22 protein-coding genes are annotated in these 26,758 nt (G+C 40.7%); 10 read left to right on the top strand and 12 right to left on the bottom strand.

Annotation, left to right across the window (positions count from 1 at the left end; translation table 11 throughout):
• Positions 1-8 precede the first annotated feature (8 nt).
• Positions 9-638 carry a class I SAM-dependent methyltransferase gene (locus tag AN214_RS07780; RefSeq protein WP_054979200.1) on the bottom strand — a complete coding sequence of 210 codons (630 nt, stop codon included), beginning with the start codon at positions 636-638 and terminating at the stop codon, positions 9-11.
• 231 nt (positions 639-869) lie between these two features.
• Between AN214_RS07780 and AN214_RS07775 the strand changes: the two genes are divergently transcribed.
• From AN214_RS07775 to AN214_RS07745, 7 genes are all read left to right on the top strand, one after another.
• Entirely contained in the window at positions 870-1,628 is a 759-nt protein-coding gene (locus AN214_RS07775) for a DUF3450 family protein (protein ID WP_054979199.1), read from the top strand.
• The gene (locus AN214_RS07770; protein WP_054979198.1) at positions 1,625-2,905 is read left to right on the top strand and encodes a MotA/TolQ/ExbB proton channel family protein; all 1,281 of its coding nucleotides are present in this window, start codon (positions 1,625-1,627) and stop codon (positions 2,903-2,905) included. The genes AN214_RS07775 and AN214_RS07770 overlap by 4 nt, the downstream gene beginning before the upstream one ends.
• Positions 2,902-3,282, top strand: coding sequence for a MotA/TolQ/ExbB proton channel family protein (locus AN214_RS07765; protein ID WP_054979197.1), 381 nt, complete (start codon positions 2,902-2,904; stop codon positions 3,280-3,282). Before AN214_RS07770 ends, AN214_RS07765 begins: the two co-directional genes overlap by 4 nt.
• The gene (locus AN214_RS07760) at positions 3,272-3,673 is read left to right on the top strand and encodes a biopolymer transporter ExbD (protein WP_054979196.1); all 402 of its coding nucleotides are present in this window, start codon (positions 3,272-3,274) and stop codon (positions 3,671-3,673) included. The genes AN214_RS07765 and AN214_RS07760 overlap by 11 nt, the downstream gene beginning before the upstream one ends.
• Complete coding sequence (locus tag AN214_RS07755) at positions 3,670-4,308, top strand: energy transducer TonB (protein ID WP_054979195.1); 639 nt, start codon at positions 3,670-3,672, stop codon at positions 4,306-4,308. The genes AN214_RS07760 and AN214_RS07755 overlap by 4 nt, the downstream gene beginning before the upstream one ends.
• Positions 4,305-5,648: a tetratricopeptide repeat protein gene (locus AN214_RS07750; protein WP_054979194.1), complete on the top strand. Its 1,344-nt coding sequence runs from the start codon at positions 4,305-4,307 to the stop codon at positions 5,646-5,648. The genes AN214_RS07755 and AN214_RS07750 overlap by 4 nt, the downstream gene beginning before the upstream one ends.
• A gap of 146 nt (positions 5,649-5,794) precedes the next feature.
• Complete coding sequence (locus AN214_RS07745; protein WP_054979193.1) at positions 5,795-6,229, top strand: hypothetical protein; 435 nt, start codon at positions 5,795-5,797, stop codon at positions 6,227-6,229.
• A gap of 72 nt (positions 6,230-6,301) precedes the next feature.
• On the opposite strand, the gene AN214_RS07740 is transcribed toward AN214_RS07745, so the two are convergent.
• Positions 6,302-6,835: a GNAT family N-acetyltransferase gene (locus AN214_RS07740; protein WP_054979192.1), complete on the bottom strand. Its 534-nt coding sequence runs from the start codon at positions 6,833-6,835 to the stop codon at positions 6,302-6,304.
• 108 nt (positions 6,836-6,943) lie between these two features.
• Positions 6,944-7,831, bottom strand: coding sequence for a cation diffusion facilitator family transporter (locus tag AN214_RS07735; RefSeq protein ID WP_054979191.1), 888 nt, complete (start codon positions 7,829-7,831; stop codon positions 6,944-6,946).
• Positions 7,832-7,972: 141 nt separating this feature from the next.
• Between AN214_RS07735 and AN214_RS07730 the strand changes: the two genes are divergently transcribed.
• Positions 7,973-9,178: a Xaa-Pro peptidase family protein gene (locus AN214_RS07730; RefSeq protein ID WP_054979190.1), complete on the top strand. Its 1,206-nt coding sequence runs from the start codon at positions 7,973-7,975 to the stop codon at positions 9,176-9,178.
• 44 nt (positions 9,179-9,222) lie between these two features.
• Here AN214_RS07730 and AN214_RS07725 read toward each other — a convergent pair whose 3' ends face one another.
• Positions 9,223-9,822, bottom strand: coding sequence for a hypothetical protein (locus AN214_RS07725; protein ID WP_010559314.1), 600 nt, complete (start codon positions 9,820-9,822; stop codon positions 9,223-9,225).
• A gap of 335 nt (positions 9,823-10,157) precedes the next feature.
• Between AN214_RS07725 and AN214_RS07720 the strand changes: the two genes are divergently transcribed.
• Entirely contained in the window at positions 10,158-11,651 is a 1,494-nt protein-coding gene (locus tag AN214_RS07720) for a leucyl aminopeptidase (RefSeq protein ID WP_054979189.1), read from the top strand.
• 96 nt (positions 11,652-11,747) lie between these two features.
• Here the strand turns inward: AN214_RS07720 and AN214_RS07715 are convergent, their stop codons facing one another.
• On the bottom strand, positions 11,748-13,958 hold the full coding sequence (locus AN214_RS07715) for a carbohydrate binding family 9 domain-containing protein (protein WP_054979188.1): 2,211 nt from the start codon (positions 13,956-13,958) through the stop codon (positions 11,748-11,750).
• A gap of 130 nt (positions 13,959-14,088) precedes the next feature.
• Between AN214_RS07715 and AN214_RS07710 the strand changes: the two genes are divergently transcribed.
• On the top strand, positions 14,089-16,998 hold the full coding sequence (locus AN214_RS07710) for an ATP-binding protein (RefSeq protein WP_054979187.1): 2,910 nt from the start codon (positions 14,089-14,091) through the stop codon (positions 16,996-16,998).
• Between the two features lie 36 nt (positions 16,999-17,034).
• Here the strand turns inward: AN214_RS07710 and AN214_RS07705 are convergent, their stop codons facing one another.
• The 7 genes from AN214_RS07705 to AN214_RS07675 form a co-directional block, all read right to left on the bottom strand.
• Positions 17,035-17,220, bottom strand: a complete 186-nt coding sequence (locus AN214_RS07705; protein ID WP_054979186.1) for a hypothetical protein — start codon at positions 17,218-17,220, stop codon at positions 17,035-17,037.
• 741 nt (positions 17,221-17,961) lie between these two features.
• Positions 17,962-18,732, bottom strand: coding sequence for a hypothetical protein (locus tag AN214_RS07700; RefSeq protein WP_054979185.1), 771 nt, complete (start codon positions 18,730-18,732; stop codon positions 17,962-17,964).
• On the bottom strand, positions 18,733-18,936 hold the full coding sequence (locus tag AN214_RS07695; protein WP_054979184.1) for a hypothetical protein: 204 nt from the start codon (positions 18,934-18,936) through the stop codon (positions 18,733-18,735).
• 249 nt (positions 18,937-19,185) lie between these two features.
• Entirely contained in the window at positions 19,186-19,542 is a 357-nt protein-coding gene (locus AN214_RS07690; protein ID WP_054979183.1) for a ribosome recycling factor family protein, read from the bottom strand.
• 162 nt (positions 19,543-19,704) lie between these two features.
• On the bottom strand, positions 19,705-21,651 hold the full coding sequence (locus AN214_RS07685) for a methyl-accepting chemotaxis protein (protein WP_235576722.1): 1,947 nt from the start codon (positions 21,649-21,651) through the stop codon (positions 19,705-19,707).
• Between the two features lie 325 nt (positions 21,652-21,976).
• Positions 21,977-23,917: a methyl-accepting chemotaxis protein gene (locus AN214_RS07680; RefSeq protein ID WP_054979181.1), complete on the bottom strand. Its 1,941-nt coding sequence runs from the start codon at positions 23,915-23,917 to the stop codon at positions 21,977-21,979.
• A 145-nt stretch (positions 23,918-24,062) separates the two neighbouring features.
• Entirely contained in the window at positions 24,063-26,468 is a 2,406-nt protein-coding gene (locus tag AN214_RS07675; protein ID WP_054979180.1) for a S9 family peptidase, read from the bottom strand.
• Positions 26,469-26,758: the final 290 nt, after the last annotated feature.

The following is a 26,758-nucleotide window of genomic DNA, read 5'->3' as shown; positions in this document are numbered from 1 at the left end:
CCTTTGAATTAGCGTTTAATACCCTGACACAACAAAGCATGGGTATTAGTACCTAACAACTCTTGGTTTTTAAGTTCAAAACCAGAAGCGTTAAACAAGCTTTGACATAAATCAGGTGTGAGTACTGTGCTGTGCGCCGGCTTTTTACCATAGGTTTTATGGTAGCGGTACAACAACTTTGCACGATTTATCAGTGACATTTTATACATGGTAACGCTCATCACAATCACCTGACCAAACGGTTTTAATACGCGATGACACTCTTTAAGTAGCTTATTTTGCTCAGGTACAACGTGTAATAGGTTAGCCATAAACAAAGTGTCAAAGCTATTATCGCAATAAGGTAAATTAAAGCCATCTGCCAACTGGGTTTTTACGTTATCGCAATCACATAAGCGCTTTTGGCATACATTCAACATTTCCCTACTTACATCGGTTGCAGTAACCGATTCTGCATTGTCAGCCATCACTTTAGTATAAGTGCCATTACCACAACCGAGCTCTAGCACATGACCCGTACCGTAAAACTTTGAAAGACGCGTTTTAATACGGTCTATCTCCGATTTACCCACGACATAATTGTTACGATTTTCAAAATCAGTCGCAAACTGCTGCCATTGATTATTTAACGCTATCATCTGTTGAAACTCCTTTTTCTAAACAAGTAAAGGGAACACTTGTTAGGTGTGTGGTTTTCGCACCATTGCTTATTTATTTGTAAAGGCAATGCACGATTCAAGAATTTAAGTTTAATAGTGAGTTTATTTTAGTTGTATATAGTAATGATAATGGTTATCATTTGCAATATATTTAATTTGTAACTAACGCTGGTGTGGCGCTATGTCACTACTCGCGAATTTTTTGTCACTATGAAGACTCCAAAAAAAGTAACCTTGGTGCTATTAATTACTACCGCGTGTCTGTTTGATAGCCACGCAAGTACCGTAAAAGACTATCAATTATTGGTCGATAAATGGCTAAACTTACATAAACAACGTAATCAATTGATCGCCAATTGGCAAAGCCAAAAACCTTTGCTCGAGCAACGATTACGTTTATTAAATATTGAAAAACAGCGATTAAAAGAAAAACTAGCACAAAGCAAGCAGCACAATGATGAAGTTAGTGAGCGCCGAAATCAGATTTTACTCGCGCAATCTAAACTTGAGTCTGAGCAACATGAGCTTGCATTGTGGCTTGAACAATCAATTAGTTACGCTCACAGCCAGATAACAAGCCTGCCCCCTCCTTTAGCAAACACATGGCGGCAATCGCTTTTACAAATTACCGATGCATCGACTGACAGTGAAACCCTTGAAGTTTTGTTACTACTACAAAGCAAACGCCAAGCGTTTAATCAGCGCATAAGTTTTGAAAAGTCCAAAATCACACTAGCAACAGGTAAACACGTGTTACTTGAACAAATCTACATCGGTGAAAAGCTTGCCTATGTGAGTACGCCAGATGGTACACAGACTGGCATCGGGTTTGTTGCAAACAATCAGTGGCAATGGCAACTCAATAATGAAATGCCTTATGCCGACTTTGTAAAAGCAAAGGCCATGTTACAGCACCGACAAGAAGCCGATTTTATTTCTCTACCGGTAACCTTGGAGCAAACGCAATGAAACTATATTTATGGTTAGTCACTGCGTTGCTTTGTGTTGTAGCCCCGCTTAACGCAAGCGACGTAATTCAATCGTTACAACACGATATTAAAAGTGCGCAAGCAACACTCAACAAAACCGAAAAACAATTGGCACGTGAGAATAGTAATCTCAGCCGTGAAATACTTAACGCTGAAAACGCAGTTCTGTTACTGCGTAAAGAAACTGAAGGCGTAATACGCGCACAAGATGAAGCAGCACTGTCGATAGAAGACGTTGAAAATCGCTTAAAACAATGGCAGCAACAGTCGCAATATCAAACACACCTACTAAATCGTTATTTAAGTGAAAGCGAAATCGCGCCAAAAAGTGACGACTTAACAGAATTATTAGCGCTTGCGAGAAAAAGCTTTAGTGAAACGCAACAAAGGCAGGGGCTGTTTTATCAAAGTGAGGTGGTATTTAGCGATGGCAATACACATCAAGCAGAGCTAATTGATATTGGCCCTTTCACTTATTTTAAAAGCGATAGCACTGCAGGTTTAATTGATAAATCTAGCCAACACAATGAAGTCGCGGTATTACTAGAAAGTTCGCATGATGCATTAACGCAGTTAAAAGACACCGGCAGTGCAGTATTGCCAATCGACCCGAGTAACGGCCGCGCTACCATGACCTTAAAACAGCAAGAAAGCATTATTTCGCACATCAGCAAAGGTGGTGTTTGGGTCGCACCGATATTACTGTTTGCACTTTTCGCGGTACTTATTTCAATTTACAAACTGGTGCAGCTTGCAAGGCTCGACAAAATCGTGCCCGCAGTAACAGAGCGCTTAACTAATCTCAATGGTGATCACAGCACATTGAAACTGGGCAGCTGGCAAACCGAACTGGTCGAAATTTGTAAACGCACTCCAATTGGCCAATTGAGAGATGATTCACTGTTCAATGCCTTAAACGAGCAAAAGAAGCAACTCGATAACTTACTTGGCGCAATTGCTGTAACAGCTGCAGTTGCGCCACTTCTTGGCCTTTTGGGAACAGTAAGCGGCATGATTGAAACCTTTAAACTAATGACCTTGTTCGGTGCTGGCGACCCGGCTGCTGTGTCAGGTGGCATCTCAGAGGCGCTCGTAACTACCGAGCTCGGCCTTGTTGTAGCCATTCCTGCGTTACTTTGTCATGCGTTTTTGTCACGAAAAGTTAAAAGCCATTATCATCAACTTGAGCAGTGTGCCATTTCACTTAGCCAATTTAACTTCAACCAAAACATAGAACTACACAAAGGCGCGGCATGATCACATTAAACGAACTATGCCATCCCATTGTAATCGCCATTTTAGCGCTCGCGCTGTTTGTTTATTACCGTTTGGTGTATGCCTTTATTGCGCGCAAACAGGTGTGTTGCTGTGGCCTTGGCTTTTGGCAACAATCGCTCAATTTATGCATTTGCGCACTACCGCTATTAGGTTTGCTTGGCACAATTATGGGATTATTAGATGCCTTTGTTGCCATGTCTTATGGCGAAACAATGGGCTTTGGCAACAGTTTAACCGCCGGCATTTCAGATGCCCTATTTACAACACAACTTGGTTTGTTATTGGCCGTGCCTGCTTGGATCCTCTACAGCCTAGTTAATCGCAGCTTAAATGAAGTACAGCGCCATGCAAGCTAATCTAAAACAACGATTGCAAAACGAAGAGCAGCAACACATCGATTTATCGCCATTAATAGACGTGGTGTTTATATTGCTTATTTTCTTTATTGTTACCACGGTTTTTGTAAAAGAAACGGGGGTAGACGTTGATAAGCCTCAGGCATTATCGCAACAAAAACTAGAGCGAAATCTAATTATGATTGCCATTACTAACGCCAAAGAAGTGGTTTACGATGGCAGTAATATTGGCGTTGCCGGCGTACGTTCGATTGTTAGCCAGCTGACAAAAGACAAGCAACGCGCGGTGGTTATTCAAGCCGATAAATTGGTACCAACCGAGCTTTTGGTACAAGTAATTGACGAAAGTAAACTCGCGGGTGCGAGCAATGTGAGCATTGCGACAAAATGAAGAAAGTAACCTCGCATTCAATTGCCTTACTGATTGCTTTTGCAATTCTCACATCGGCACTTTCCCTTGTAATGCTATCGCGTTTTTTGACTACAGGTGTGCAAAAATCGCTAACAGTGCGCAATATTGAGACCGTGAGTTTACCGCCACCCCCTCCTCCTCCGCCACCAATGTCGCAGCCACAAGTAGACACTGTGCAAATTGCTATTAGCGCAAGTGGTGAGGGCCCGCAAATCACCATGAGTTTAGTAAAACCAGAGGTTACCTATACACAACAGCCAATTGATATCGCTTTTCAGGTAGATGACGTCAACTGGAGCGACTCATTGGATGTTGATTGGCAGGCATTTGGCTTAAGTGACTTAGATTCCTTGCCACGATCACTTGCGAATCTCAAGTTCAACGTACCCAAAAAGATACGACGCAGCGGCGTAAAGCGTTTTGACATTGTGCTTGATGTATTAATCAACGAACAAGGCAAAGTGACGCTAATTGATATTAAAGAGAATCCATTTCCCAGCTTTAAAAAAGAAATTAAACGTATTGTTAAAATTGCCCGCTTTACCCCGCCTAAAAAAAATGGCGAGAACGTAAAAGCGCGCTTTAACTGGCCTATTGAAGTAGAAACCATATGAAAATTACTCTGTTCTTAACACTGCTATTTGTTTGTACTAGTGCAGCTTCGAGCAATGCACACGTCGATATCGCGATAACTAAACCGAGTTGGGATTTTGAAATTAAATACGGTTTATTATCACAAGATGCTGCTAAGCTCGCGGCTAACGAACAAACCATTGCGACAACAATAAAGCCACTGCTTGCCAAACCCGACTACAACGGCGCGTGGCAAGCTGTAAAGCAGTTAGAAATTAACACATTAAGCCCAGCACTTGCGCAAGCGGTTGGTCAAATAGCACTACAAGTAAAACAGCTAGCGCACGCCGAGCGTGCTTTTCGCCATGCACTATCAAAAAGACCTGATTTACTGCCAAGCCACCGCGCACTTGCCGCAATTTATTTAAAGTTGGAAGATAATCAAAAAGCAGCAAAATATCTCGCGAGTGCATTAACATTAGGTGACCAAGATGCAAGTTTGTTTGCACAATTAGCTTATTTGCATATGCAGCAAGCCCAACCCTACGCCGCCATTGCTGGCTTTAGACAAGCGCTTTTTTTACAACCAGATAGCCTTGATTACAAAAAAGGATTGTTATGGGCGTTAACCCAAGCTGGCGATGTAAACGAAGCAACGGTTTTACTTAACCAACTAATTGAAAACACGCCTAACGAGGCTGATCTTTGGTTACATCTTAGCCAAATTCAATTGCAGCAAGGTAAAGAAAAGAACGCCCTCGCAAGTATTGAAGTGGCAAGACGTCTTGGCAATAATAACCCAACCAATCTATTACTTAACGCCCAACTGCATTTAAACCACGGTAGCAGTGACGCCGCTGTCAAATTATTAACAGAAATAATCAACAAAGGTGACCCCGCTCATTTAACCCAAATCGTTAACGCATTAACGGTTTTGATAAACCAAAATAACGTATCGCAAGCACAAGTACTTGCGTCAGTGCTTGAAAAACACAGCACTAAGCTTAACTTTACACATCAAAGCATGCTGTTAACTTATCTAGGGCTGTTAGCTGAGCGAAATGGTAAAACAACAACAGCAAAGCAATACTTAACCCGCGCAATTGAAACCGATGCCAGTAACGGCAAAGCCTTACTTCAACTTGGCCAACTTTATCAACATCAAAAACAACTTTTACGGGCAGATAATTATTATGTGCGGGCAAGTAGCCTTGATAACTATAAAGAGCAAGCGTGGCTTTTCAGCGCGCAAATCGCAATTGACCAAGGGCTATATGAGCGCGCGATTACACTATTAAATAATGCGTATCGTGAAAATCCAACACGACGTGATTTACTTGCCAATATTAAACAACTAGAGCGATTAAAACGCGTTCAATAACAGATAAAAATTAAAATGAAGATTGAGTTTTTGCTCTAATTAAGCTTTTTGATTACTTGAATCTGATGTAATATCGCTCACGTGCATGTTTTCTCTTATCAGTTTCACGTGCACTTTCTATACATTAAATACAAGGAAAGTAACTAGTGAAGTATCTAATTTTATCGCTTAGTCTATTTTTAACCGCATGTAATTCTACAACACATGTTGATGTTGCAGACACCATGGACTTAATCGCGCAAGCCGAAGACAATGCGCCTGATGGTGTAGAAGGTACATTTAAATTTTTAGTTAAAGCTACTGGAAGCTCACGCCGTGGTGAAGTTTATCTCAATACTGAGCACGATTATCGCGACCGACGTGCAGTAACCATTGTATTATCGCCTTCAGTGGTACCAGAATTTACCAAAAATTATGGCAAAGCGCCTAACGCGTTTTTCACAGGCAAAGTGATTGAAGTTACGGGTGAAGCAAAACGCGAAATTATCGATTTTGTTTCAAATGGAAAAAGAACGGGAAAATACTATTTTCAAACTCATATCCGGGTGTCGTCACTTGAACAAATTAAGGTATTAAGCTAACCACACGATTCGGGATTGTGCACTAGATTAGTACAATCCCTACCTTTAACAAAAACTGACCGAACGCTTAGATTAACTACCGCGTTTTAAACCATAAATAGCATGGTCGACTATTTTGCCATTAACATTCTCGGCACGTGTAATAACCCCTTCTAACGAAAACCCAAGACGCTCACACACATTTCGGCTTGCAGTATTGTTAACGGCAACTGCAATCTCAACTTTTTCCATTTCGTATTGCGTAAACGCCAGTTCAATCAATTTAGTAACGGCGCGCGTAACAATGCCCTTGCCCTGAAAATCACAACTAAGCCAGTAACCAATTTCAACCTTTTTAAGCGTATGATCAATGGAATTAAAACTCACATTTCCCACTAATTCGCCTTCATATATCATGGCACACACCAGCGACTTGCCATTAGCATAATCAATCAGTGAGCGAGTAATAAAATTCGAGAAAAACGCAATACTGTCGGCATGGCTTGGCCAAATCAACCAACGACTCAAATAATCACGTTGCTTTGTTACGATATCAAAATACGCCGTTGCAAACTTGGCATCAACTAACGCTAGTTTTAACGTGTTATCAACCGCTAGAGTAAACATAATCTACCTCGTTAAGCGCTCTAAACCATTGCTATAGTTTCTTTAACAAACAAAAAAGGGCCTTTAAGGCCCTTTTACACATCAGATTACGATTAACGTATTAATAAATCAACAATGTTTACACTGATGCGCTTCAATTTGCAGTACGCTGTGCTTCACCAAAAATTCTTGCAACAAGCACTTTTCGACGGCTAATTGACATAAATCGTGATGAAGTTCTTTGGTGCAACTCGGCTTTAAAACAATGTGTGCGCCGACGATAGTTTTACTGCCTTGCTTATCAACCGTTACATTGTGAACGCTGCTAATGTGCTCCAGATTGGTTAATCGTGATTCGATATCTGTCGCCGCTGGCAATGCGCTATCAGTTTCAACTAGGCCATCAATGCATTTTTTGATCACTCGAAAACCTGTTATCAGTACAAAAGTGGCAATAATTAAACTTGAGAAAATATCGATATCGACCCAGCCTGTAAAATAAATCACTATGCCGGCGCTGAATGTTAATACCGTCGATAACAAGTCTAAAAAGCTGTGTAAGAATACCGCATAGACGTTAACGCTTTCTTTGCGCCCTTGATACAACACATAAGCCGATGCTGCATGAAATAAAAAACCAAGGCCAGAGACTGCCGTCATTAAAAAGGTATTTACCTCATGTGAGTGATCTGCATGATTTACAAGCTTATTGGTACTGGCAAAAATAATCGTCGCTGCGATGGCTAAATACAAAATACCGTTAATTAAGCCACCAATGAGCTCTGCTTTTTTATAACCCGCGTTATAGTTTTTTGCTAAGTGAATCGCAATGCTTGAGGCGATTAACGCCACTACCAACGAACTGTTATGCACAAATAAATGGCCGGCATCAGCAAGTACTGCCATAGAGTTGGCAAAAAACGAAACAATAAATTGAATCACCATAAAAGTGCTTGTAATTGAAAGGGCGATAAGTAAACGGCGCCTTGCAGTTTTATGGGTGGTGATATCTGTCATGAATGGGGATAAGTTAGAAACTAAAATGTTATAGTGTTTCAATTATAACGGTTAGTTTTCATAAAATCACTCCTAGTGCTTCTAAAACCTAAAATAAAATGATAGATTTTGCATATTGCATACAATAAAGAGTATTTTCATATGACGATAGGTGTAGGTGGCAGCACAATAGAACAAGCTTTAGCCAAATTAGATAATATGACGCAACAGGTTGCGCCAATTTCAAACGACGAACTCAACGCCCGTTTACAAAAAGCGCAATCATTAATGCAACAGCAAGGCATTGCAGCTATGTATATTGATGCGGGTACTAACCTAACCTATTTTACCGGTTTAAAATGGTATAAAAGCGAGCGTTTAGTTGGTGCTATTTTGCCTGCAAAAGGCGAGCTATGTTACGTCGCCCCACATTTCGAACAAGGTTCACTGAACGATTACATGAAGCTAAATGGCGAGTTTTTTGGCTGGCATGAACATCAAAGCCCTTACGCGTTAATTGCAGAAATACTGCAAAAACAGGGTATCAACGAAGGCAAACTAGCTGTCGACCCAAGCGCTGGTTATTTTCTTGTCGACGGTATTATAAAAGCAAACCCGCAACTTACAGTAATTAACGCTGATGTTATCACCGCGCCTTGCCGTGAATGTAAATCTGATGCGGAAATCGCCCTGATGCAAACCGCTAAAAACATGACATTAGAAGTGCATAAAGCCGCAGCAAGCATTTTAAAACCAGGCATTAGTACAAGCGAAGTTGAAGCGTTTATCAACCAAGCTCATAAAAAGGTTGGTGCATCAGGTTCATCGTTTTGCATTGTGCTGTTCGGTTTAGCGACATCTTTCCCCCATGGTGTAAAAGATCCTCAAGTACTTCAAGAAAATGATTGGGTACTGATTGATACCGGCTGTATTGTTGAAGGCTATCACTCTGATATTACGCGTACTTATGCGTATGGTGAGGCAACTGATGAACAGCGTGCTGTATGGCAAGTAGAAAAAGATGCGCAAATCGCGGCATTTAATGCTGCCAAAATTGGGCAAGCTTGTGAAGTGACAGATGCGGCTGCCCGCGTGGTAATTGATGCTGCCGGATTTGGTCCAGAATACGAGCTGCCCGGTTTACCACACCGTACTGGGCATGGTTGCGGCATGGATATTCACGAATCACCCTACTTGGTAAAAGGCGACACCACACCACTTGCTAAAGGTATGGTGTTTAGTAACGAGCCAATGTTGGTATTACCGGGTAAATTTGGTGTCAGACTTGAAGATCATTTTTACATGACTGATGAAGGTCCAAAGTGGTTTACACAGCCTGCGCATAGCGTAGACGACCCATTTGGTTAGGCATAAACGACACAAAAGCGCAGCTTGCTAGCGTAAGCTGCGTGTTACGACTGCAATCCCTGATAGAGTTGTTGGTTTTCATTACGGTGTAAATTAAACAAAAACTTTCTTAAACGGTCACGTCCGCGTTGAACTTTGGCAATTTTCGCAGCTACAACATCGCGCTCTACTCGTACAGCTTCAAACTCTAACGCCACCTGCTCTTCGTTAGGTAAGCTAATACATAACGACTTTTCGTTTAAAATACGCTTAAGGCTGCGACGGTCGCTCACTCGAAACGCAATGCCAGTACTTGAAAGTGACAATAAGTCGTGTGCTTTACCTTTTTGGTCTTGCAATTCCACATTAACAAAATCACCGCCACGCCAACTGCGCTCACCATTTTGAATATCGACGATTTCAGGAGTACCGAGAACCGGTTTAAACTCACCGTTCTCAATTGTCATTTCGAGCGGAAACCACAACTGATAATGGCTAATCTCAGCCAGTAATGTCAGTTTAGATTGCTCAAATACTTGATAAAGATTGCTTGGAATTTCAGATTTAATGCTAAGCGCATGGCCTGACTCTTCAGTTTGCTCAGGCGTTGATTTGTCTGCAAACATATTAGAGAAAAAAGCTAACTCTTCTTGTGATAATTCCATGCCCCAACCTTTCTTGTATTTAGAGCCTTCCACGTATGAATTGTTAATTTTTTATAGAGGATAATGGGCTCTAGGTAACAAATGTCCCCATAAAGTAGTACAAACTTTATCGAAATTTTTGATTTAACTCAATGTTTCGACGGTGATTTTGTGTATTTAATCAACAAAATTGCGTTATTTTTGTAATGTATATTTGACAAAATGTAACCAAACGACTACCAATGTAGCTTTTTTCTTGTTATTCGCCTCGCTAAACTGGCAACTAATCGTTTATCGATTAACATTTTGCTGGCGTTAATGTAAACATGCACAAATTTATATTTGAAGGATCTCACATGAAAAAGTCTTTATTAGCACTTGCGCTAACGGCGAGTGCTGCAATGCCTGTAGCAGCTGAGCAGTTTAACTTTTCAAACGCAACGACCTCCGACGCAGATACACTTGTTTTATTCACCCATGAAAAGCAAGACGAAAACGTGTTTTCAAACTACCCTTTTGCACGCCAACTTAATCAAGCAATCGCTGCAAATGAATTTAGCGGTAAGTTTGCCACTAAGTTAGAAGTGGTTGCGCCACAAAACAGCATTTATAAGCGCGTAATGGTTATCGGTCTTGGCGATGACAACAGCTTGACACAATCAGAGCTGACAAAATTAGGCGGTAAGCTTTCTGGCATGTTAGAACAAAAATACATTCAGAATATTGCTGTTGATGCGTCATCATTTGCAAGCTCTGATCTTGCGCAACTTGCTCACGGCATTAACTTACGTGCATACCGTTTTGACAAATACCAAAAAGAAAAGCGTGAAGAAAAAGCGTTTACTTTTATTTCAACAAACGCAACTACTGCAAAACAAGAATACGCTCACTTAGCTAACATTGAAAAAGGTGTATTTCTAGCGCGTGACTTAATTTCTGAAGTCGCTACAGAAATGACGCCTGTTGATTTTGCAAATGAAGCGAAAAAACTGAAAAAGATTGGTGTCGAAGTATCTGTATTAACACCAAAAGAAATCAAAGAACTTGGCATGGGTGCACTTGAAGCGGTTGGCCGTGGCAGCAATGAAGGTTCTCGTTTAGTTGTTGCCCATTATAAAGGCAGCGACGATGCACCCATTGCACTTGTAGGTAAAGGTATAACCTTTGATTCAGGTGGCTACAGCATTAAAACAGGTTCATCGATTGCGCGCATGAAATCTGATATGGCAGGTGCGGCAGCAGCGCTTGGTACGGTAAAAGCGCTTGCGTTAAACGAAGCGAAAGTTAACGTAGTTGCAGTAATGGGCATGGCCGCAAACATGGTATCAGAAAGCTCTGTTGCTCCTGGCGATGTAGTACGCACTGCAGCGGGTCACTCGGTAGAAATTCTAAATACTGATGCAGAAGGTCGTTTAGTACTGTCTGATGCACTTTGGTATGCGCGCACGCAATTTAAACCTCAAGTTATGGTCGATATTGCAACGCTTACTGGTTCAAAAGTACGTGCCGTTGGTAATCGCTACGCTGCTGTATTTTCAGATGATGACAGCCTAGTTGAATCTCTGACAGTTGCTGGTAAACAAGTAAATGAAAACCTATGGCGTTTGCCACTTGGCTACAAAGATATGCTTAAAAGCCCAATCGCAGATTTCGCTAATATCGGTTCAGGTGGTCCGGGCGCAACAACTGCAGCGACTTTCCTACAACAGTTTGTGGGCGATACTAAGTGGGCGCACATTGATATAGCCGGTAATGCACTGGCGTCATCAGCTAAAAATGAAGTGCCAAAAGGTGGTACAGGCTACAGCGTACGTTTATTAACTCAGTGGGTTGAGAATCAAGCTAAATAACTAGCTTGATAGTACGTTAAACACAAAAAAGTGGGCATTGCCCACTTTTTTGTGTTTATGTGTTCCTTAAAGAACAACACACTCTAACACATAGACTTAAAGCTGCCATGCATAACTAAATTTGGTAAAGAACGTACGTTCGTTAGCTTTTAGACGTTGTTCGTCATCATCGCTAAACCCATTGTCTGAATACCCTAAATAAAACAATGTTTGTGGGTTAAGCTTATATGAGTAAATCAACTGGGTGGCAAAATCGCGTTCTTTATTGATCTGATTAGTAATCTCAAGCGGTGAATCACCATACTTGCCAACTTCATACTGCACAACAAGCTTCAACATGCTTTGCATATTAAATTTAAGGTTTACACGTAAATCGGTTAGGTTAACGCGAAACGACAGAGCGTCATCGAGCTTCATTTCACTGTAAGTATGCGCAAGTTTAAACTGTAAATACTGATTCAAATCCCATGTTATTTTTGGGTTTAAATACAATGAATCACCAAGCTCCGCATTACGGTAATCGATGCGTTTACCTTCACGCGCATAAAGTGATATTTTTACATCACCCGTTGGCTTACCTGAAAACCACCAATCTCCATATTGTTCGTCGTAGTAACGATTTCCATATTTCGTTTCACCTGCAATATACCCTACTTCTGTGTAAATATTGTAGATAGCCTCAAGGCCCGCGTATATTTCAAGTTCGCTGGCTAATTTATCGCCGTGTCGTTCGTAATTGATATCATAGTCGCCTTTCAGCCAATAATCCGTTACCGACTCGCCTTGTGGCATATACCAATGATAGCCGCCACCAACCAGCGCTTTTTCATAACCAGCACGTGTTACAAAACCTAAATCCGAACGAAAATCGGCATCAACTTGTCGATACGATGCTTTTAAATCATATGCTTTAGTGTTTCGTTGGTACTCAACATACGCGGTATGTCCTTGTTGATTTTTAGCAAGATCAAAATCAGTGACTAACTGTTCGGTGTTTTTTGTATCAGAATAGGCAAATTGATAGCGGATTTGGTCTTGTTCAGACAAATACGTTGCACCATCAACCGATGCTAAATTGTTATGATAGTTGCTACTTTGGCGGCTAGTAACCAACATACCTAAATTATCGCGTGAGCCGTAATCAAGTTGATAACTGGCAATCCCTGCATGCGCTTTTTCATCGACAACAGCTAGGTTAGACCCTTGCGTGCCAGGTAAAATCAGCGCACTTTGCTGGTCATCGGCATAAAGCACACCATAGGTGTGATTACCCGATTTACCCGTTAATTTTGCCCCGACATCAGGATCCGCGATATTGCGGGTATGAACAAAGTTAAATAACTCAGTTTCAAATGTATCGGCACCATCTAAGAAAAATGGGCGCTTTTCTTCATAAAACAAGGCAAATGTACTGTTTACATCAAGCTGACTGGCATCAGCTTCAACTTGCGAGAAGTCGGGATTTATCGTTGCGTTAAGTACCGCATCCGACGAAATGCCGTAGCGAATATCTAAGCCTGGCTCAATGTCTGCATCGCCATTTTGCCAACCATCGTTCTCACGCACATCGCTGCGACTTGCTGTTAATGTGGGCGTTAATTGTAAGTTTTGGCTTGGTTTTGCATGTTCAAAACCAGTAATTTTATCAAACTGACAGAAGCTACATTTAATATCGTAATCAAATTTTATATTTGAGAATTGATTTAACACACCGCGTGGATAGTTACGGTATAACGACAAACCCCATGTTTGTTCACCATCGACAAGCGGAAAGCGGATAGCTGTAAATGGAATAACCATTTCAACGGTATAACCCGTATCCGTAATTTGGGTTTTCGCATCCCAAATTGCATCCCATGATGAGTCTTCTTCCCATGAACCATAATCGGTCATGCGTGCATCGGCTTGTGCGCCAAGGGCGTTGACATAAAACTGGTAACCTGTGCGCTCATCATTAAAGGTATCGAGCATCACAATGACATTGTCATCAAACCACAGGTCATCGCGGTCACGAATCGACGCACGAATTTTGCCCGGTTCTGGGTCACTTGCCTTAAACGCAACATACAGGTTGTTACCATCTTGGTACATCCACACATGCGTTTCTATTGAAGCGGGAACACCTTCTACCGGCTCTACTTCCCAAGCTAAGTCTACAAACGTCGCATTTTGCCAATGAGCCTCATCTAATACGCCATCAACAACAATCGGTTGGTTGATATATTTCAGCTCAAAATTTTGTTTTGCAAACAGTGAAACACTTACCTGCAATAAAAAAATTGCGACTAGCCACGACAATTTTTTCACGACGCATCCTTACTTATTTTAATAATTTGTTAACATCTTCCACGTTAGCAATTCTAGTGCCAAAGATAGGTATTTGTAAACCCATCATTTATATACCTTTTTATTCATACTTTAGCGCTAGATAACAGGCGTGATTTTACCGAATTTGCTTGAACTCTGGCGCGCACTTGCTTACAGTAAACGCCTATTAAATCAAGCAAAAGACGTGAAAATGGACAGCATTATAAAAAAAGGAATTTTACGCTTCGTAATTATTGCTGGCTTTTGCTTTTCTCAATTGGTTTTTGCGCTAGAAGACGACGTACTGACGCAACAAATTGACAACATCAAACAACTCGATGATGTTAGCCAACAAATTGACGCATATCACGCAATACAAACACAGCATCAGCTCAGTAATGAACAAACCGCACGCATTTTACATTTAATCGGGGCTAATTACGCAAAAATCAGTCAGCTAGAAAACGCAATAGCGCCACTTAAGCGCGCATTACTGTTAACAGAGAATTCGCGTAAACGCTCAGACATTAACCGACTGCTTGGATTAATTTACTATTACAGCGACCAACCCGAAGAAGCGATTGCCTATTATTCCAAGGCATTAGCATTTCATTTAGAACATAATGCCCAAGTTAAAGCCGCTCACCTTGAAAATAATATTGCGCTTGCGTACGAAAAACTCAACCAATTCTCGCGCGCGCTCGATTACTATCAGCAAGCCGAACCCCGCTATGTTGAATACGGTACAAAACAAGACGTACTGGATGTAAAACTAAATCGCGCAGGCTTACTTGCTAAGCTCGGGCACAATTATAAAGCGGTAGAAATATATGATGATCTACTTAACAATCATTACCACGAGTTAGATGAAGATACCCAATTTTTAACGCACAGTAACGTTGCTGTGTCGTTAAATGCGCTTGGTAAATACAACCGTGCTATTAAACATTTAAGTGATGCTAAAGCGATTTTAGTCAATAAGGATGACGCCTATCACTTAGCGTCTGTCGAACTAAACTTCGCAGATAGCTATATTTGGTTGACGGATTACCATCAAGCACGCGTGCACATTGCTAATGCAGCAAAAATCGGCAAGAAGTTAAATAACCCGACAGTTAATTTTAGCGTTGCATATCACCTTTCTCGCGTCGCTATTGTGTTAGAAGAGCCGGAAATGGCGCTTGAGCAAATCAATCACGCTATCGACATCGCAAAAAAAACGGGTAACAAACAACTTTTACAAAAAGCGTATTCCCAAGCGTTGATCATTTATGGCGCCAATAATATGGTGTCTCAAGCGTATGGCGTACGCAAGCAGCAACAACTTGTCAATACTGAAATTAAGCAGCAAAATTTAAAAGAACGCCTCGCTCAAGAACAAGCCTTTGAAGAGCGTAACCAACTCGAAACACGTGTCACCGAACTTGAAAAAGAAAAACAAATTCAAAAACTCGCCATAGAGAAATCAAAGCAACAGCGCATATTTTTTATCGTTGCAGGTCTTTTAAGCATTTTGTTGATAGTTGCAGCCCAGCGCCGTGCCCACGAACGAAAAGCAAAGAAGCAGCTTGAAGTTATCGTTACGCAACGCACGCAAGAACTGCAAAAAACCAGTGAAGATTTACGCCAAGCAAGCTTGGTTAAATCAAAATTTCTTGCCAACATGAGCCATGAAATACGCACCCCGCTCACCGCAATTATCGGTCATTCAGAGGCGATGAGTAATGCCCATTATGATCTGCGTAACTTTAATAAAGATCTGGCGATCATAAATAACAATGGCAAGCACTTACTTGATTTAATCAATGATATTCTCGATATAAGCCGCATCGAAGAAAACAAATTAGAGCTGGATATCAGTACATTTAATGTAAGTGGCTTGATTGAAGAAATTGGCACTATGTTTACCACATTGGCCAATAAAAAGAATATCGACTTTTACATTATTAATGCTCTTGATGATGACTTTGCAATTAAAGCCGACCAATTCAGGTTAAAACAAATATTACTCAACCTATGCTCTAACGCCGTTAAATTTACCGACAAAGGCAGTGTTACCTTATCAATTCGTGAAACGTTTACTGGCATACGGTTTAACGTTATTGACACCGGCATTGGTATGGAAGAGCAACAACTTGAAGAAATATTCGATAGCTTTACCCAAGGCGATAGCAGCATTACCCGCAGGTTTGGTGGCTCAGGATTAGGTTTATGCCTATCAGAACAACTCGCCAATTTAATGAGCGGCTCAATCTCTGTCACCAGTGAAGTGCACAAAGGCAGCGAATTTACACTTCATTTAAATGTTGAGAAAAGTAAAGTCGCGAAACCAATTACCGTTGCGCAACGCGATGACAAAGCCATTTTTGAAGGCCGCGTATTAATTGCAGAAGATCACGATGATAACCGCGAATTAATTGTACGTTTGTTGCGACATTTGGGTTTGGAAGTGGTTGCGGTGGAAAACGGTGCGCAAGCAGTTGAAGAATGCAAACACGGACGCTTTGATTTAGTACTGCTAGATATTCAAATGCCGATATTAGATGGCATAGGCGCATTAAAGCAACTTCAAGGTTCAGGGTTTACCCAGCCTATTGTCGCCATTACGGCAAATACCATGCAACACGAAGTATTGAGCTATCTTGAGCAAGGCTTTGCTGATCACATTAAAAAGCCGCTCGAACAAGAAAACTTTATCTCGACACTCAGAAAATACGTTAGCTATGACAGCAAATCTCGCAGTCACAAAGCAATTAATATTTCAAATACGGTCGATACAGGTGATCTTGCTGCTAATTTCGCAGCAGGGCTTGAACGCGAAAAAGCCGCGATAAAATCGCTTTATACCAACGAAAGCTGGGAAGATTTACAACAAGCGTTACATAAACTGCGCGGCGCGGCGGCTATGTTTAAATATCATTCGATTGAAGAAGCCGCAGATTACTTTGAAAAAGCGCTGAAATATAACGATAAAGAAGCGTATAGCGAAGCACTAGAAGGCATTGAATACGCTTTATCGTCTAGTCAAAAAGTCGTTTAATCTGAATAAGTCTTAACTCGAACTACCAGATTTGATTTATAGAACTGAATCAAATCTAACAGTGAATAGCCGATTTGTGCCAACAACTGTCATTCGTGCAAACTCTACACCTATTTCATTGCCAAAGGCATTGCTACCCAACATCGTTTCATTTAGTAAAACAAAACTCCACTCAATATAAACATCGCCATACTCAATATCGGCAGCAAAATTATCTTCCATATTGAACGTTTCTCTAACCACTGTGTTTTAGCTAATCTAGGTTCTATCTCTTCAAACTTTATCCCAAAGCAACAAACTATATACGTAAGAATAACAGCAAAAGCTACTGTTAAAATCACCATCCAGTTAACGCTTCCTCTAAAATTGAACAACTGCTCTCTAAGTGAATCGGTAATAAATTCAATTCCAATCGCGTTAAACGTGTATAGAATTGTTGCAGCATGAAAAGCCATTACCAAAAACACAACGGTGACAAATCCCATTGAAGGTACTAGCTTGCCAGTCTTGTGATTTATTGATGTTTGGAAATAAACATACAAATAGTAGCTACGAATAAAACTCAAAATGCTCATTTAAAACCCTGCCAGTGCGTGAACTTTAAAATTAGGGCGAATTCTCTGATTAGCCTCGGTCATATCGCCATGTAGATAAATTAACTCTGTCGAACTCTTCTTAGGTATTCCTGTTTCTGTCGGATGGAATTTAGGAGCATAGTTTTAGCCAGATGACTGCAAAAGAGAAAATGGTTCAAGTCTTGCATTTTGCATACTGATGAGGGGCTGTTCAACGACTGCTGTTCACTCATTACTATCAGATACATAATGAAATTCAGAGGGTTACTTCCGCTTTGCGCCAAAAGCAGGCGATTGCAACGCCTCGCTTAATCGGCGCAAAATAGCAGGCAAATTTAACGACAACTGTTTTGCGACCCTTTAGTTGAGGCACATGTTATGTGTTTATTTAGCAATGATTTAAGTTATAGCTTGTAAGTTTTTTTTGAAATTTTTCATATGTGGTTGGGTTAAATAGACTTAAGGTATCTACCTGATCTTTCATTATTGTCACTTTATATTCAGAGAATACCTTTTCAGTTTCATCATTGTAATTGTTGTGCGATTTGAAATGATCTAAATAGTTAGTTGTTATTATTAATTCTTTGCTATTATTATCTCTGTACCCACTTAATACGGGTGTTATGGTAAAATCGCTTAAAGTACCATGCTCCAAAGCAACATCTTCGAACCAACCTACATAAACTTTGTTGTCCCTAAGAGTTATAGCAACAAAAGAGAGAGTATCTTCTTGCCTATTCTTGATAATATTGGAAACAACCACCTTCTCAAAACTGTCTCTTTGTGTGATTTTCTTTAACAGGTTATTTTTACGCTCATCACTTTTATAGTAAAACTTGGAGCAATAACCAGAAACAAAGGCTAGTGTTATTGAAGAAATAACCCAAGACAATATCTTAAGCTGCTGAAACGTAAAGCCCCATTGGATTATATCTTTGCGGTACAGCCCTAGTAGCTTTGTAAATTCCCTTACCCAATTCATGTAATCTACAAGCAGTAGTAGAGGGAGTGTGATTAAGAATAGCAGAAACCCGTTTTTAGCTATACTAAAGTAAACAACCCACCCTTCAGATCTGTTTAACCTGTAAGAAGAAGGATAGTGAAGAGAAGAAAATACGAAACCTGTAACAAGGATTGCTACAAGAAAAAGAGCACTCATTTAGTTTGTTTTTATTCCTTCAAAAGCTTCTAGCTTCTTTTTAAATATTTGAGCCGTCTTGCGGTCTGACATATCTATAAAAGGCATTCCATTTTTATCGTAACCAAATTTAACTGCACTTTTCTTAGTTTTTTCAGCTCTTCCCCTTGAGAAAAGACTAAACCAAGACATAAATAACCTTTCAATGTAATTAGAAGTTTCCATAGGACCCCCTTGATGAACTGCATTTAGTATAAAGCAACACCTCTTACTGTGCAATTGCTACACATGTTGAGAAACACATAACAGTTTATTAAGAGGCAAGTTGCCTGTTTAAAATATTAGGAGGAAGTGTTCATTCATAAATGGAACGGATGAAATTATTCAACGACCGTTGTTCACTCATGGCGGCCAGTCAGGTAAAGTCCAAACCTATTCATAGAAACTTCAAGATCAAAATATGAGTTACTCCATTTAATCAAACGCTAAACTGTCGAGTGCCTGTCGCGCTTCAATCAGGGTGCAATCGGTTTTTGTCATTAGTTGCGCAAGAGTAATCGTTGGGTTTTTCCTTACAATCTCAATTAACTCGCTTGTACTTGCCTTTGGCTTTACACTTTTCAGTTGGGTAATCACCCACAACCAACTCGGTTCATTTTGCGTTTCTGCCAATTCAATAATTAGCGCAAACTGCGGCCACTCGCCTTGCAGTTGCCAGTTTCGAGACCGCCCTTTTCGCGTTAATTTTGCGCCAGAAGTCTTAATCAGCGCTTTTAACTCATTCGCTCGGGCGATACGTCGTACAAAACTGTTTAATTGAATTTCAAGCATGTTAACGGTTGGAATTTGCAAAATGCCTTAGTGTAAACAGGCTAAAGAAAGTGCTAACAAGGTAACGTTTTATTTATGTAGTTATTCTACACAGTAAGTTTTATGCATTGTTAGCAAATTATTAAGCTTGTTAGAAAGGTCTACAGGTTACATAAATTGATATCACACTTTAAAGCGTGATATCAATTCAGATAGCTCATTTGACAGTGCATTCAATTGCTTTAATTGCTCGGTATCTTTCATTGCGATGCCATGGAATTGGCGAGATAAATCGGCGATTTCTACTGCCGACTCATTAATGTGTTGAACCACATGATTTTGCTCTTCTGTCGCGGTGGCAATTTGCTGGTTCATGTCTTTTACTTCTGTGATACGCGCATCAATTAAGTTAAGCGTTTGGCTTGATTCAACCGAGCTTTCACTCACCGCTTTTGTCGTTTCAAAACCCTGTGCCATTGCTGACAGTACGGTTTCGGTTGATTGTTGAAACTGCTCAATTTGACTGCGGATTTGCTGGGTTGAACCTTGTGTTTTGCTTGCTAATGTTCGCACTTCATCAGCGACCACCGCAAAACCACGCCCCTGCTCTCCAGCACGCGCCGCTTCAATTGCGGCATTAAGCGCAAGCAAGTTTGTTTGCTCTGAAATAGCATTGATCACATCAACAATCGAGTTAATAGATTCTGCTTGGTTCGCCAATTGTTGAATGTCCTGATGCGCTTTTTCAATTACGCCCGTTAATGCTTTCATTGCACTGGCATTTGATTCAACTTGGCTAATGCTTTGCTTAGTGTTATCTACTGCGTGTTCGCTACTTTTCGCAGTATCAAGCGCAAGGTGCGATACTTCTGCCACTGTTGTGCCCATTTCGGTAATGGCAGAGGCGACTTGCTCACTTAAACCGTCTTGCTGGAACGCCAAATCGGTAACTCGTTCGAATGAGTTAACCAGTACCTGAATATCGTTTGCAAGCTGAGTTTCAATATCTTTAAGGCGTGTGATCATACGTTGGTTGTTTTCAATCACCGCATTAAAGCCTTTAGCTAAGGTTCCCAATTCATCATGTCTGCTGTCATCAAGTCGTACCGTTAAATCACCATCTTGCTGCGCCATTGCGAGTAATTTATCTGAAATACCTGATATATTTTTCGAAATACGATTTGCAAGCAGCACCATCACAACGATAAAACCAATCGCAATCACCAAACTTACAGCAACCGTTTTAAATAACGCGCTAGTGATTTGATTGCTCAATTCAGAAGTAGGCAATAAAGCCACTAAGGTAAGACCGGTACCTTCTAGCGATTGGCTTGCCACATAGTGCTTTTCGCCTTGTAAACTGAGGGTATCGATTTGGGCATGTTCTAACTGTTTAGATGTGTTGATAAGCTGCTTAAGCGGTTGGTATTTTTCAATTTTGTTAAAATCAGAACCAACTAGCTGCTCGTTTGGGTGCGCTGCAAAGGTGTTATCATCCTTAATCAAAAATACATAGCCTGCTTCACCAATCTTATTGCTTTTAATGATATCGGTAATACGGCTAATATCGTAGCCAAGGCCCGTTAAACCGTAGTCTTTGCCATTTAGGTTAACCTTAACATTAGTGTAAGCAATTAGCTTTTTCGTTTCTTGGTGAACCGCTACCGCAAGTTGCTGCTCAATTGGCTTTTGCATAAAGGCATAAAACCATGCATCGCGCGGATCGGTATTTGAAATGGTTTTTAAAATACCATCATTTTGGTAGTACTTGCCTGTCACACTTGATACTAAAAAGACAACTGCCGCATTATTTTCGTTTTTTATATGCTCAAAGTAATCTTGAATTTCAGGCCATTGCTCTGCGTTTTCACCTTCTTCAACCCATTTCATCAAAAAGCTGTTTTGCTCCATGCCTTTCGCTAGTGCAAGTGGGGTGTTTAGTTCTGCACGAATACTCGCTTCAACTTTACCCAGCAAAGCAGGAAAATACGCTTGGTCGTTAAATTGTTCGAAAACGCGGTTAAATTGCGCACTGCTAAATAGCGTGGACAACAAGGTGCTTAACACTAATGCAAACGTAATGGTAAGAATTAGCGCATTGCGAATACTGATATTGAGACGTTTTATCATACTACTGCTATCTGTTTGATAATTAGTAACACTTGGCATCAATTGCCAGGCAAATAGGTTTGAAGTTTATTATAATTGGTACAAGATTTCGAGCAGTTAATGTTAATTTACGCAACAATGTGATGGAATATCAGACCGAATAAACAACACACAAACAACGCGATATTAGAGTTTTAGCGCTATTCGACACCAACAAAGTTAACGGCGGTTAATACAATAATAATTTCGACGCACCATTTTAATTGAATGAACTGGTATAGATAAAGCGCCAAAAACCGCTACCCTGAACATACGATATTTCAGGGCAGCCCATTTATTTGGTGTTTTATACAGTAAACTCTGAAATAAGTGATGACAGCTCGCTTGCTAAGTGATTTAAGCGTTTTAGCTGTTGTTGATCTGCCACCGCTATATCGTTGAACTGCTTCGATAGATCAGCGATTTGTACTGCCGACTCATTGATATGTTGCACCACCACGTTTTGCTCTTCAGTCGCTGTGGCGATTTGCTGGTTCATATCTTTTACCGCAGTAATACTGCGGTCAATTGTGGTTAAAATTTCTGCCGATTGAGCCGATGTTTCACTTACTTTACTCGTGGTTTCATTGCCTTGCGCCATGGCATTAAGAACTATTTCGGTTGAGCGTTGGAATTGATCTATTTGCCCGCGAATTTCTTGCGTCGAGCTTTGCGTTTTACTTGCAAGCGTTCTTACTTCGTCAGCAACCACTGCAAATCCACGTCCTTGCTCGCCTGCTCGCGCGGCTTCAATCGCAGCGTTAAGTGCAAGCAAATTAGTTTGTTCTGAAATAGCGTTAATTACATCGACAATTGAATTAATCGACTCTGCCTGCCCAGCAAGTTCTTGAATATTTTGATACGCTTCGCCCATAACTTGCGTTAACTGGTTCATCGCTAATGTACTTGACTGCATTTGGTCGATACTTTGTTTCGTATCACTTACTGCGTTTTCGCTGGTGTTGGCGGTATCAAGTGCAAGGTTTGACACCTCAGAAACCGTGGTACCCATTTCAGTAATAGCCGATGCCACTTGTTCACTGAGTGCATCTTGGTTTGATGAAAGGCTCGTGACTTGATCGAACGAATCGACTAAAGCTTGAATGTCTTGCGCCATTTGCAATTCGATGTCTTTAAGTTTAATCACCATCTTTTGATTGTTAGCAATAACCGCATTAAACCCTCGCGCAAGATCACCAAGTTCATCTTGACGCGAATCATCCAAACGCATGGTTAAATCGCCGCCTTGATTACCCATTTCAAGCAATTTGCTACCGATACTTGCAATACTGCGCGACACGCGATTAGCAATCCACACCATAAGCACAATAAACACACCCGCAATTACGCTGTTTACCGCAATTGTTAACATCATGGCTTTAGATATTTTGCTGCTCATTTCACTGGTTGGCATCAAGGCAACCAACTGCCAACCGATATCTTCTAAGTTTCGCGTAGCGGCAAAATAGGTTTCGTTGTCGAGTTTAATTTTTTCTAATTGCGTTTGCTGTGAAACTGATCCAGACAGTAATTCTGATAATGGTGAGTATTTGTTGATAGCTTGATAATCTTTACCCACAAACGCTTGGTTTGGGTGTGCAGCAATTTTGCCATCTGGGCGCAGTAAAAATACATATCCTGTTTTACCAATTTTATTGCTATTAACAATATCGATAATTTTACTGATATCGTAACCGAGGCCGGTTAGGCCTAAATCTTGCCCGTTGGCGTTCACTTTTACATTAATAAAGGCGGTTAAGCGTTTTGACTGCTCGTCTACATCAACAGCCACTTGTTGGGTATTTGACGAACTCATAAATTGAAAAAACCAGCTATCGCGGTCGCTACTCGCCGATAGCGTTTTTAAAATGCCATCGTTTTGATAATAATTTAAGCTTTGCTTAGATACCCAAAACACCACAGCTGCGTCGTTGGTGTTTTTAACATTGGCAAAATACTGTTGAATGCGGGGCCATTCATCATTTTTTTCGCCTTTTAACGCCCAATCAATTAAAAAGTCATTTTGCGCAAGTGCTTTCGATAACGCGATGGGCGTATTAAGTTCAGCACGAATACTGGCTTCTACTTTGCCAAGTAACGCCGGAAAATATTCCTGCTCGTTAAACTCATCGAATACAGAGTTAAATTGATTACTGCTAAAAAGCGTTGAGAAAAGTGTACTTAAAATAAGTGCGAGTGTGATGGTGGCAATAAGTGCATTGCGAATGCTGATATCTGAAAGCTTCATGAATTGTTATTTTGGTTTTGGGTATAAAAAGCATAGACCAAAATTACGAATGTTATATGTTTTAAAACGAAATATTGCCAAAATAACAATAAAAATCGCCAACATTTGTGCTGGCGATTTTTCTGTTTTTTAAGCGCTATTGAGTTTATTTACTCAATAAATGTTGCTCAAGCCACTGCTCTTGCTCCCAAAGCACATGCAAAATACTCTCTCTTGCACGATAGCCATGACCTTCATACGGTAACATTACCAATCTTGCTTCTTTACCTAAGCCTTTAAGCGCATTATACATACGCTCAGATTGCATTGGATAAGTACCCGAGTTTGGATCGTCTTTACCGTGGATCATTAACATAGGCTCATTTATTTTTTCTGCATGGAAAAACGGTGACATTGCCGCATAAACCGCTTGTCCTTGCCAGAAATCGCGTTCTTCACCCTGGAAACCAAACGGCGTTAATGTACGATTATACGCGCCACTTCGGGCAATACCTGTTTTAAATAAATCACTGTGTGCTAACAAATTCGCTACCATAAATGCACCATAAGAGTGGCCAGCAATGGCAATGCGTGACTCATCGGCTACGCCTTTTTCAACCAATGCATCAACCGCCGCTTGGGCACTGCTCACTAATTGCGTTCTAAACGTATCGTTAGGCTCACTGCCATCAACGCCAACAATCGGCATTTTCGGATCATCAAATACTGCAATGCCTTTAGCTAAATATGGCATCGGTCCCCAATAGCCGATATATGTGAATTCATATGGTGAATCACGTACTTGCGATGCAACTGCTTTATCCTTGTATTCAAGCGGATACGCCCACATCAACACCGGCACTTTGCCGCCTTTGTAATTTGCAGGTAAATACAAAGTACCACTTAGTGCTACGCCATCATCACGGGTATAGCTAATTTGTTCTTTTTTAATGTTTTTAAAGTCTGGGTAAGGGTGAGCAAACTCGGTAAATTGCGTCAGCGTATTTTGTTTTAAGTCACGAATGTAAAAATTCGGTTGCTCTGTTTTAGATTCACGCAGTGTAATCAGTTTTTCACCTGCATCATCAAGTACTGCACGCACACGTTCATAGTATGGCGCTTCACTTTGCCAAACACGCTTTGACGATGCGGTTTTAATATCAAACTGATCTAAAAACGGAATATTGCCTTTGTCTGATGCGCCAGTACCGGTTAGCATCATGTAACGCTCGCCAACCACTTTCACCGCGCGCGTACCAAACTCGGTTTGTTCGTAAACAAAGTTACCAGGGTCGTTATACGCGTCGTTGTAAGAGCGTTCATTAAAAAGTACACGTGGGCCGTCAGGGTTTTCTGGATTGATAATTTGCGTGCGAATTTTTCTGTCGCTAAAGCGCCAATCACTCAACATAGCAACATTATCATTCGCCCATTCAATGCCAGCAAAACGACGCTCAACTTTTGCAAATAGCTTTGGTTCACTGTTAAACGGTGCTTTCCAACTATAAACGAAGTCATGAAACGGCACGTCAGTTTTCATTGAGCCGTTATCTTGCGCCTGTGCCCATACTAGCGTTGCTGGTTTATCGGCACGCCATGAAAAACTGCGGCGATCTGTTCTTACACTGTCAAAACCTTGCGGAATATTTTCAGCAAGCGTTTGTTTTTCAACACTTGCTACAGGCTTTCCTTTTGTATCAATTACTTGCCAGTTAGTTGCAAAACGTGAATACGGCACTAAATAAGAAAACGGTGCTTCTATTTGCCCAAGCAAAATGTAATCACTATTTGGCGAAGGTACAAAAGAGCGAATAATGCCCGGCTTTGCCAACTTTGTAACATTACCGCTAAGCGACACTTTGGCTAACTGGCCTAAACCATAAAACGAAAAAAGTGCTTTATCGTGTGGTGTTTGCAGTAAATTTTGGTATGTACGTACTGGTGCTTTTTCGCCACTTGTTTGCGATATAACGGGTACAATTGAGGCGTTTTCTGCTGACGGTGCTTGATTATTAGCATTCGCAGCAAGGTTAATTAATAATCCTTCACTATTAGGTAACCAGGTATAGGGGCGTGATGTAATCACCGAATTAAGCGGTGCGTTATCAACTGAGATTAAACGGCGCTCGGAAATATTAAAAAGATATAACTGTGCCGTATGGGCTTGCTCAATAAAAAATGCAAGATGTTGACTATCGGGTGACCACGACGGCGATAAAATACGTCCTTCTGGCAGGCCTTTAACAGTAAACTTTTGACCATTTTCTAAGTGTTTAAACGTAATAGACAAATACTTTGAACGAGGTCGCGCTCGCGAAAAATTTTTAGGATTTAACTTTATGCCGGCAAGTTTAAGTTCTGGTTTAGCAAGCTCTTGCAGTGTTGCAATACGTTGACGCTCCAAAAACGCCATCCATTGATTATCTGGCGATAATCGCGTTGTTGGCGCTAGTTTCGCATCAACTAAATCGGCCAATGCTTTACTGGGTGTTTGATAGCTATCTTGCTCATTAGCATGAGCAAACGAACCACAAAACACACTAGCAACAACCAATAATTTAAGTAGTTTCATTACTGTTCCTTGGTAGTGATTTTATTATTCAAGCAAACGAGAAGTAATACCAATTCTGTTAGGTATGTGATCAGGGATAGCGCTGGATAAATGAAATGATAACAAGGCAGAATTTTTCTTGTGTAGTTGTTCTACAATGATAAATTCCAACGCAGTTAGCATGACATTTAGTCCGCTAGGATGATCAGCTACTTAATTGAATTGGTATAATATAAGCTTAATTTTGCAGCCTACGTTAGCCTTCCCTTCCTTACTCTTTATTTTAATTGATTACCATTCAATCATTTGAA

Origin of the sequence: Pseudoalteromonas sp. P1-9 (genome assembly GCF_001399975.1) — a bacterium.
Lineage (GTDB): Bacteria > Pseudomonadota > Gammaproteobacteria > Enterobacterales > Alteromonadaceae > Pseudoalteromonas.
Note: the sequence above shows the minus strand (reverse complement) of the source record. Positions and strands in the feature narration are given on the sequence as shown.

Excerpts from the sequence above, each read along its gene's own strand:
- AN214_RS07780 (WP_054979200.1), bottom strand. The coding sequence starts at position 638 with ATGATAGCGTTAAATAATCAATGGCAGCAGTTTGCGACTGATTTTGAA.
- AN214_RS07775 (WP_054979199.1), top strand. The coding sequence starts at position 870 with ATGAAGACTCCAAAAAAAGTAACCTTGGTGCTATTAATTACTACCGCG.
- AN214_RS07770 (WP_054979198.1), top strand. The coding sequence starts at position 1,625 with ATGAAACTATATTTATGGTTAGTCACTGCGTTGCTTTGTGTTGTAGCC.
- AN214_RS07765 (WP_054979197.1), top strand. The coding sequence starts at position 2,902 with ATGATCACATTAAACGAACTATGCCATCCCATTGTAATCGCCATTTTA.
- AN214_RS07760 (WP_054979196.1), top strand. The coding sequence starts at position 3,272 with ATGCAAGCTAATCTAAAACAACGATTGCAAAACGAAGAGCAGCAACAC.
- AN214_RS07755 (WP_054979195.1), top strand. The coding sequence starts at position 3,670 with ATGAAGAAAGTAACCTCGCATTCAATTGCCTTACTGATTGCTTTTGCA.
- AN214_RS07750 (WP_054979194.1), top strand. The coding sequence starts at position 4,305 with ATGAAAATTACTCTGTTCTTAACACTGCTATTTGTTTGTACTAGTGCA.
- AN214_RS07740 (WP_054979192.1), bottom strand. The coding sequence starts at position 6,835 with ATGTTTACTCTAGCGGTTGATAACACGTTAAAACTAGCGTTAGTTGAT.
- AN214_RS07735 (WP_054979191.1), bottom strand. The coding sequence starts at position 7,831 with ATGACAGATATCACCACCCATAAAACTGCAAGGCGCCGTTTACTTATC.
- AN214_RS07730 (WP_054979190.1), top strand. The coding sequence starts at position 7,973 with ATGACGATAGGTGTAGGTGGCAGCACAATAGAACAAGCTTTAGCCAAA.
- AN214_RS07725 (WP_010559314.1), bottom strand. The coding sequence starts at position 9,822 with ATGGAATTATCACAAGAAGAGTTAGCTTTTTTCTCTAATATGTTTGCA.
- AN214_RS07720 (WP_054979189.1), top strand. The coding sequence starts at position 10,158 with ATGAAAAAGTCTTTATTAGCACTTGCGCTAACGGCGAGTGCTGCAATG.
- AN214_RS07705 (WP_054979186.1), bottom strand. The coding sequence starts at position 17,220 with ATGGAAGATAATTTTGCTGCCGATATTGAGTATGGCGATGTTTATATT.
- AN214_RS07700 (WP_054979185.1), bottom strand. The coding sequence starts at position 18,732 with ATGAGTGCTCTTTTTCTTGTAGCAATCCTTGTTACAGGTTTCGTATTT.
- AN214_RS07695 (WP_054979184.1), bottom strand. The coding sequence starts at position 18,936 with ATGGAAACTTCTAATTACATTGAAAGGTTATTTATGTCTTGGTTTAGT.
- AN214_RS07690 (WP_054979183.1), bottom strand. The coding sequence starts at position 19,542 with ATGCTTGAAATTCAATTAAACAGTTTTGTACGACGTATCGCCCGAGCG.
- AN214_RS07685 (WP_235576722.1), bottom strand. The coding sequence starts at position 21,651 with ATGATAAAACGTCTCAATATCAGTATTCGCAATGCGCTAATTCTTACC.
- AN214_RS07680 (WP_054979181.1), bottom strand. The coding sequence starts at position 23,917 with ATGAAGCTTTCAGATATCAGCATTCGCAATGCACTTATTGCCACCATC.
- AN214_RS07675 (WP_054979180.1), bottom strand. The coding sequence starts at position 26,468 with ATGAAACTACTTAAATTATTGGTTGTTGCTAGTGTGTTTTGTGGTTCG.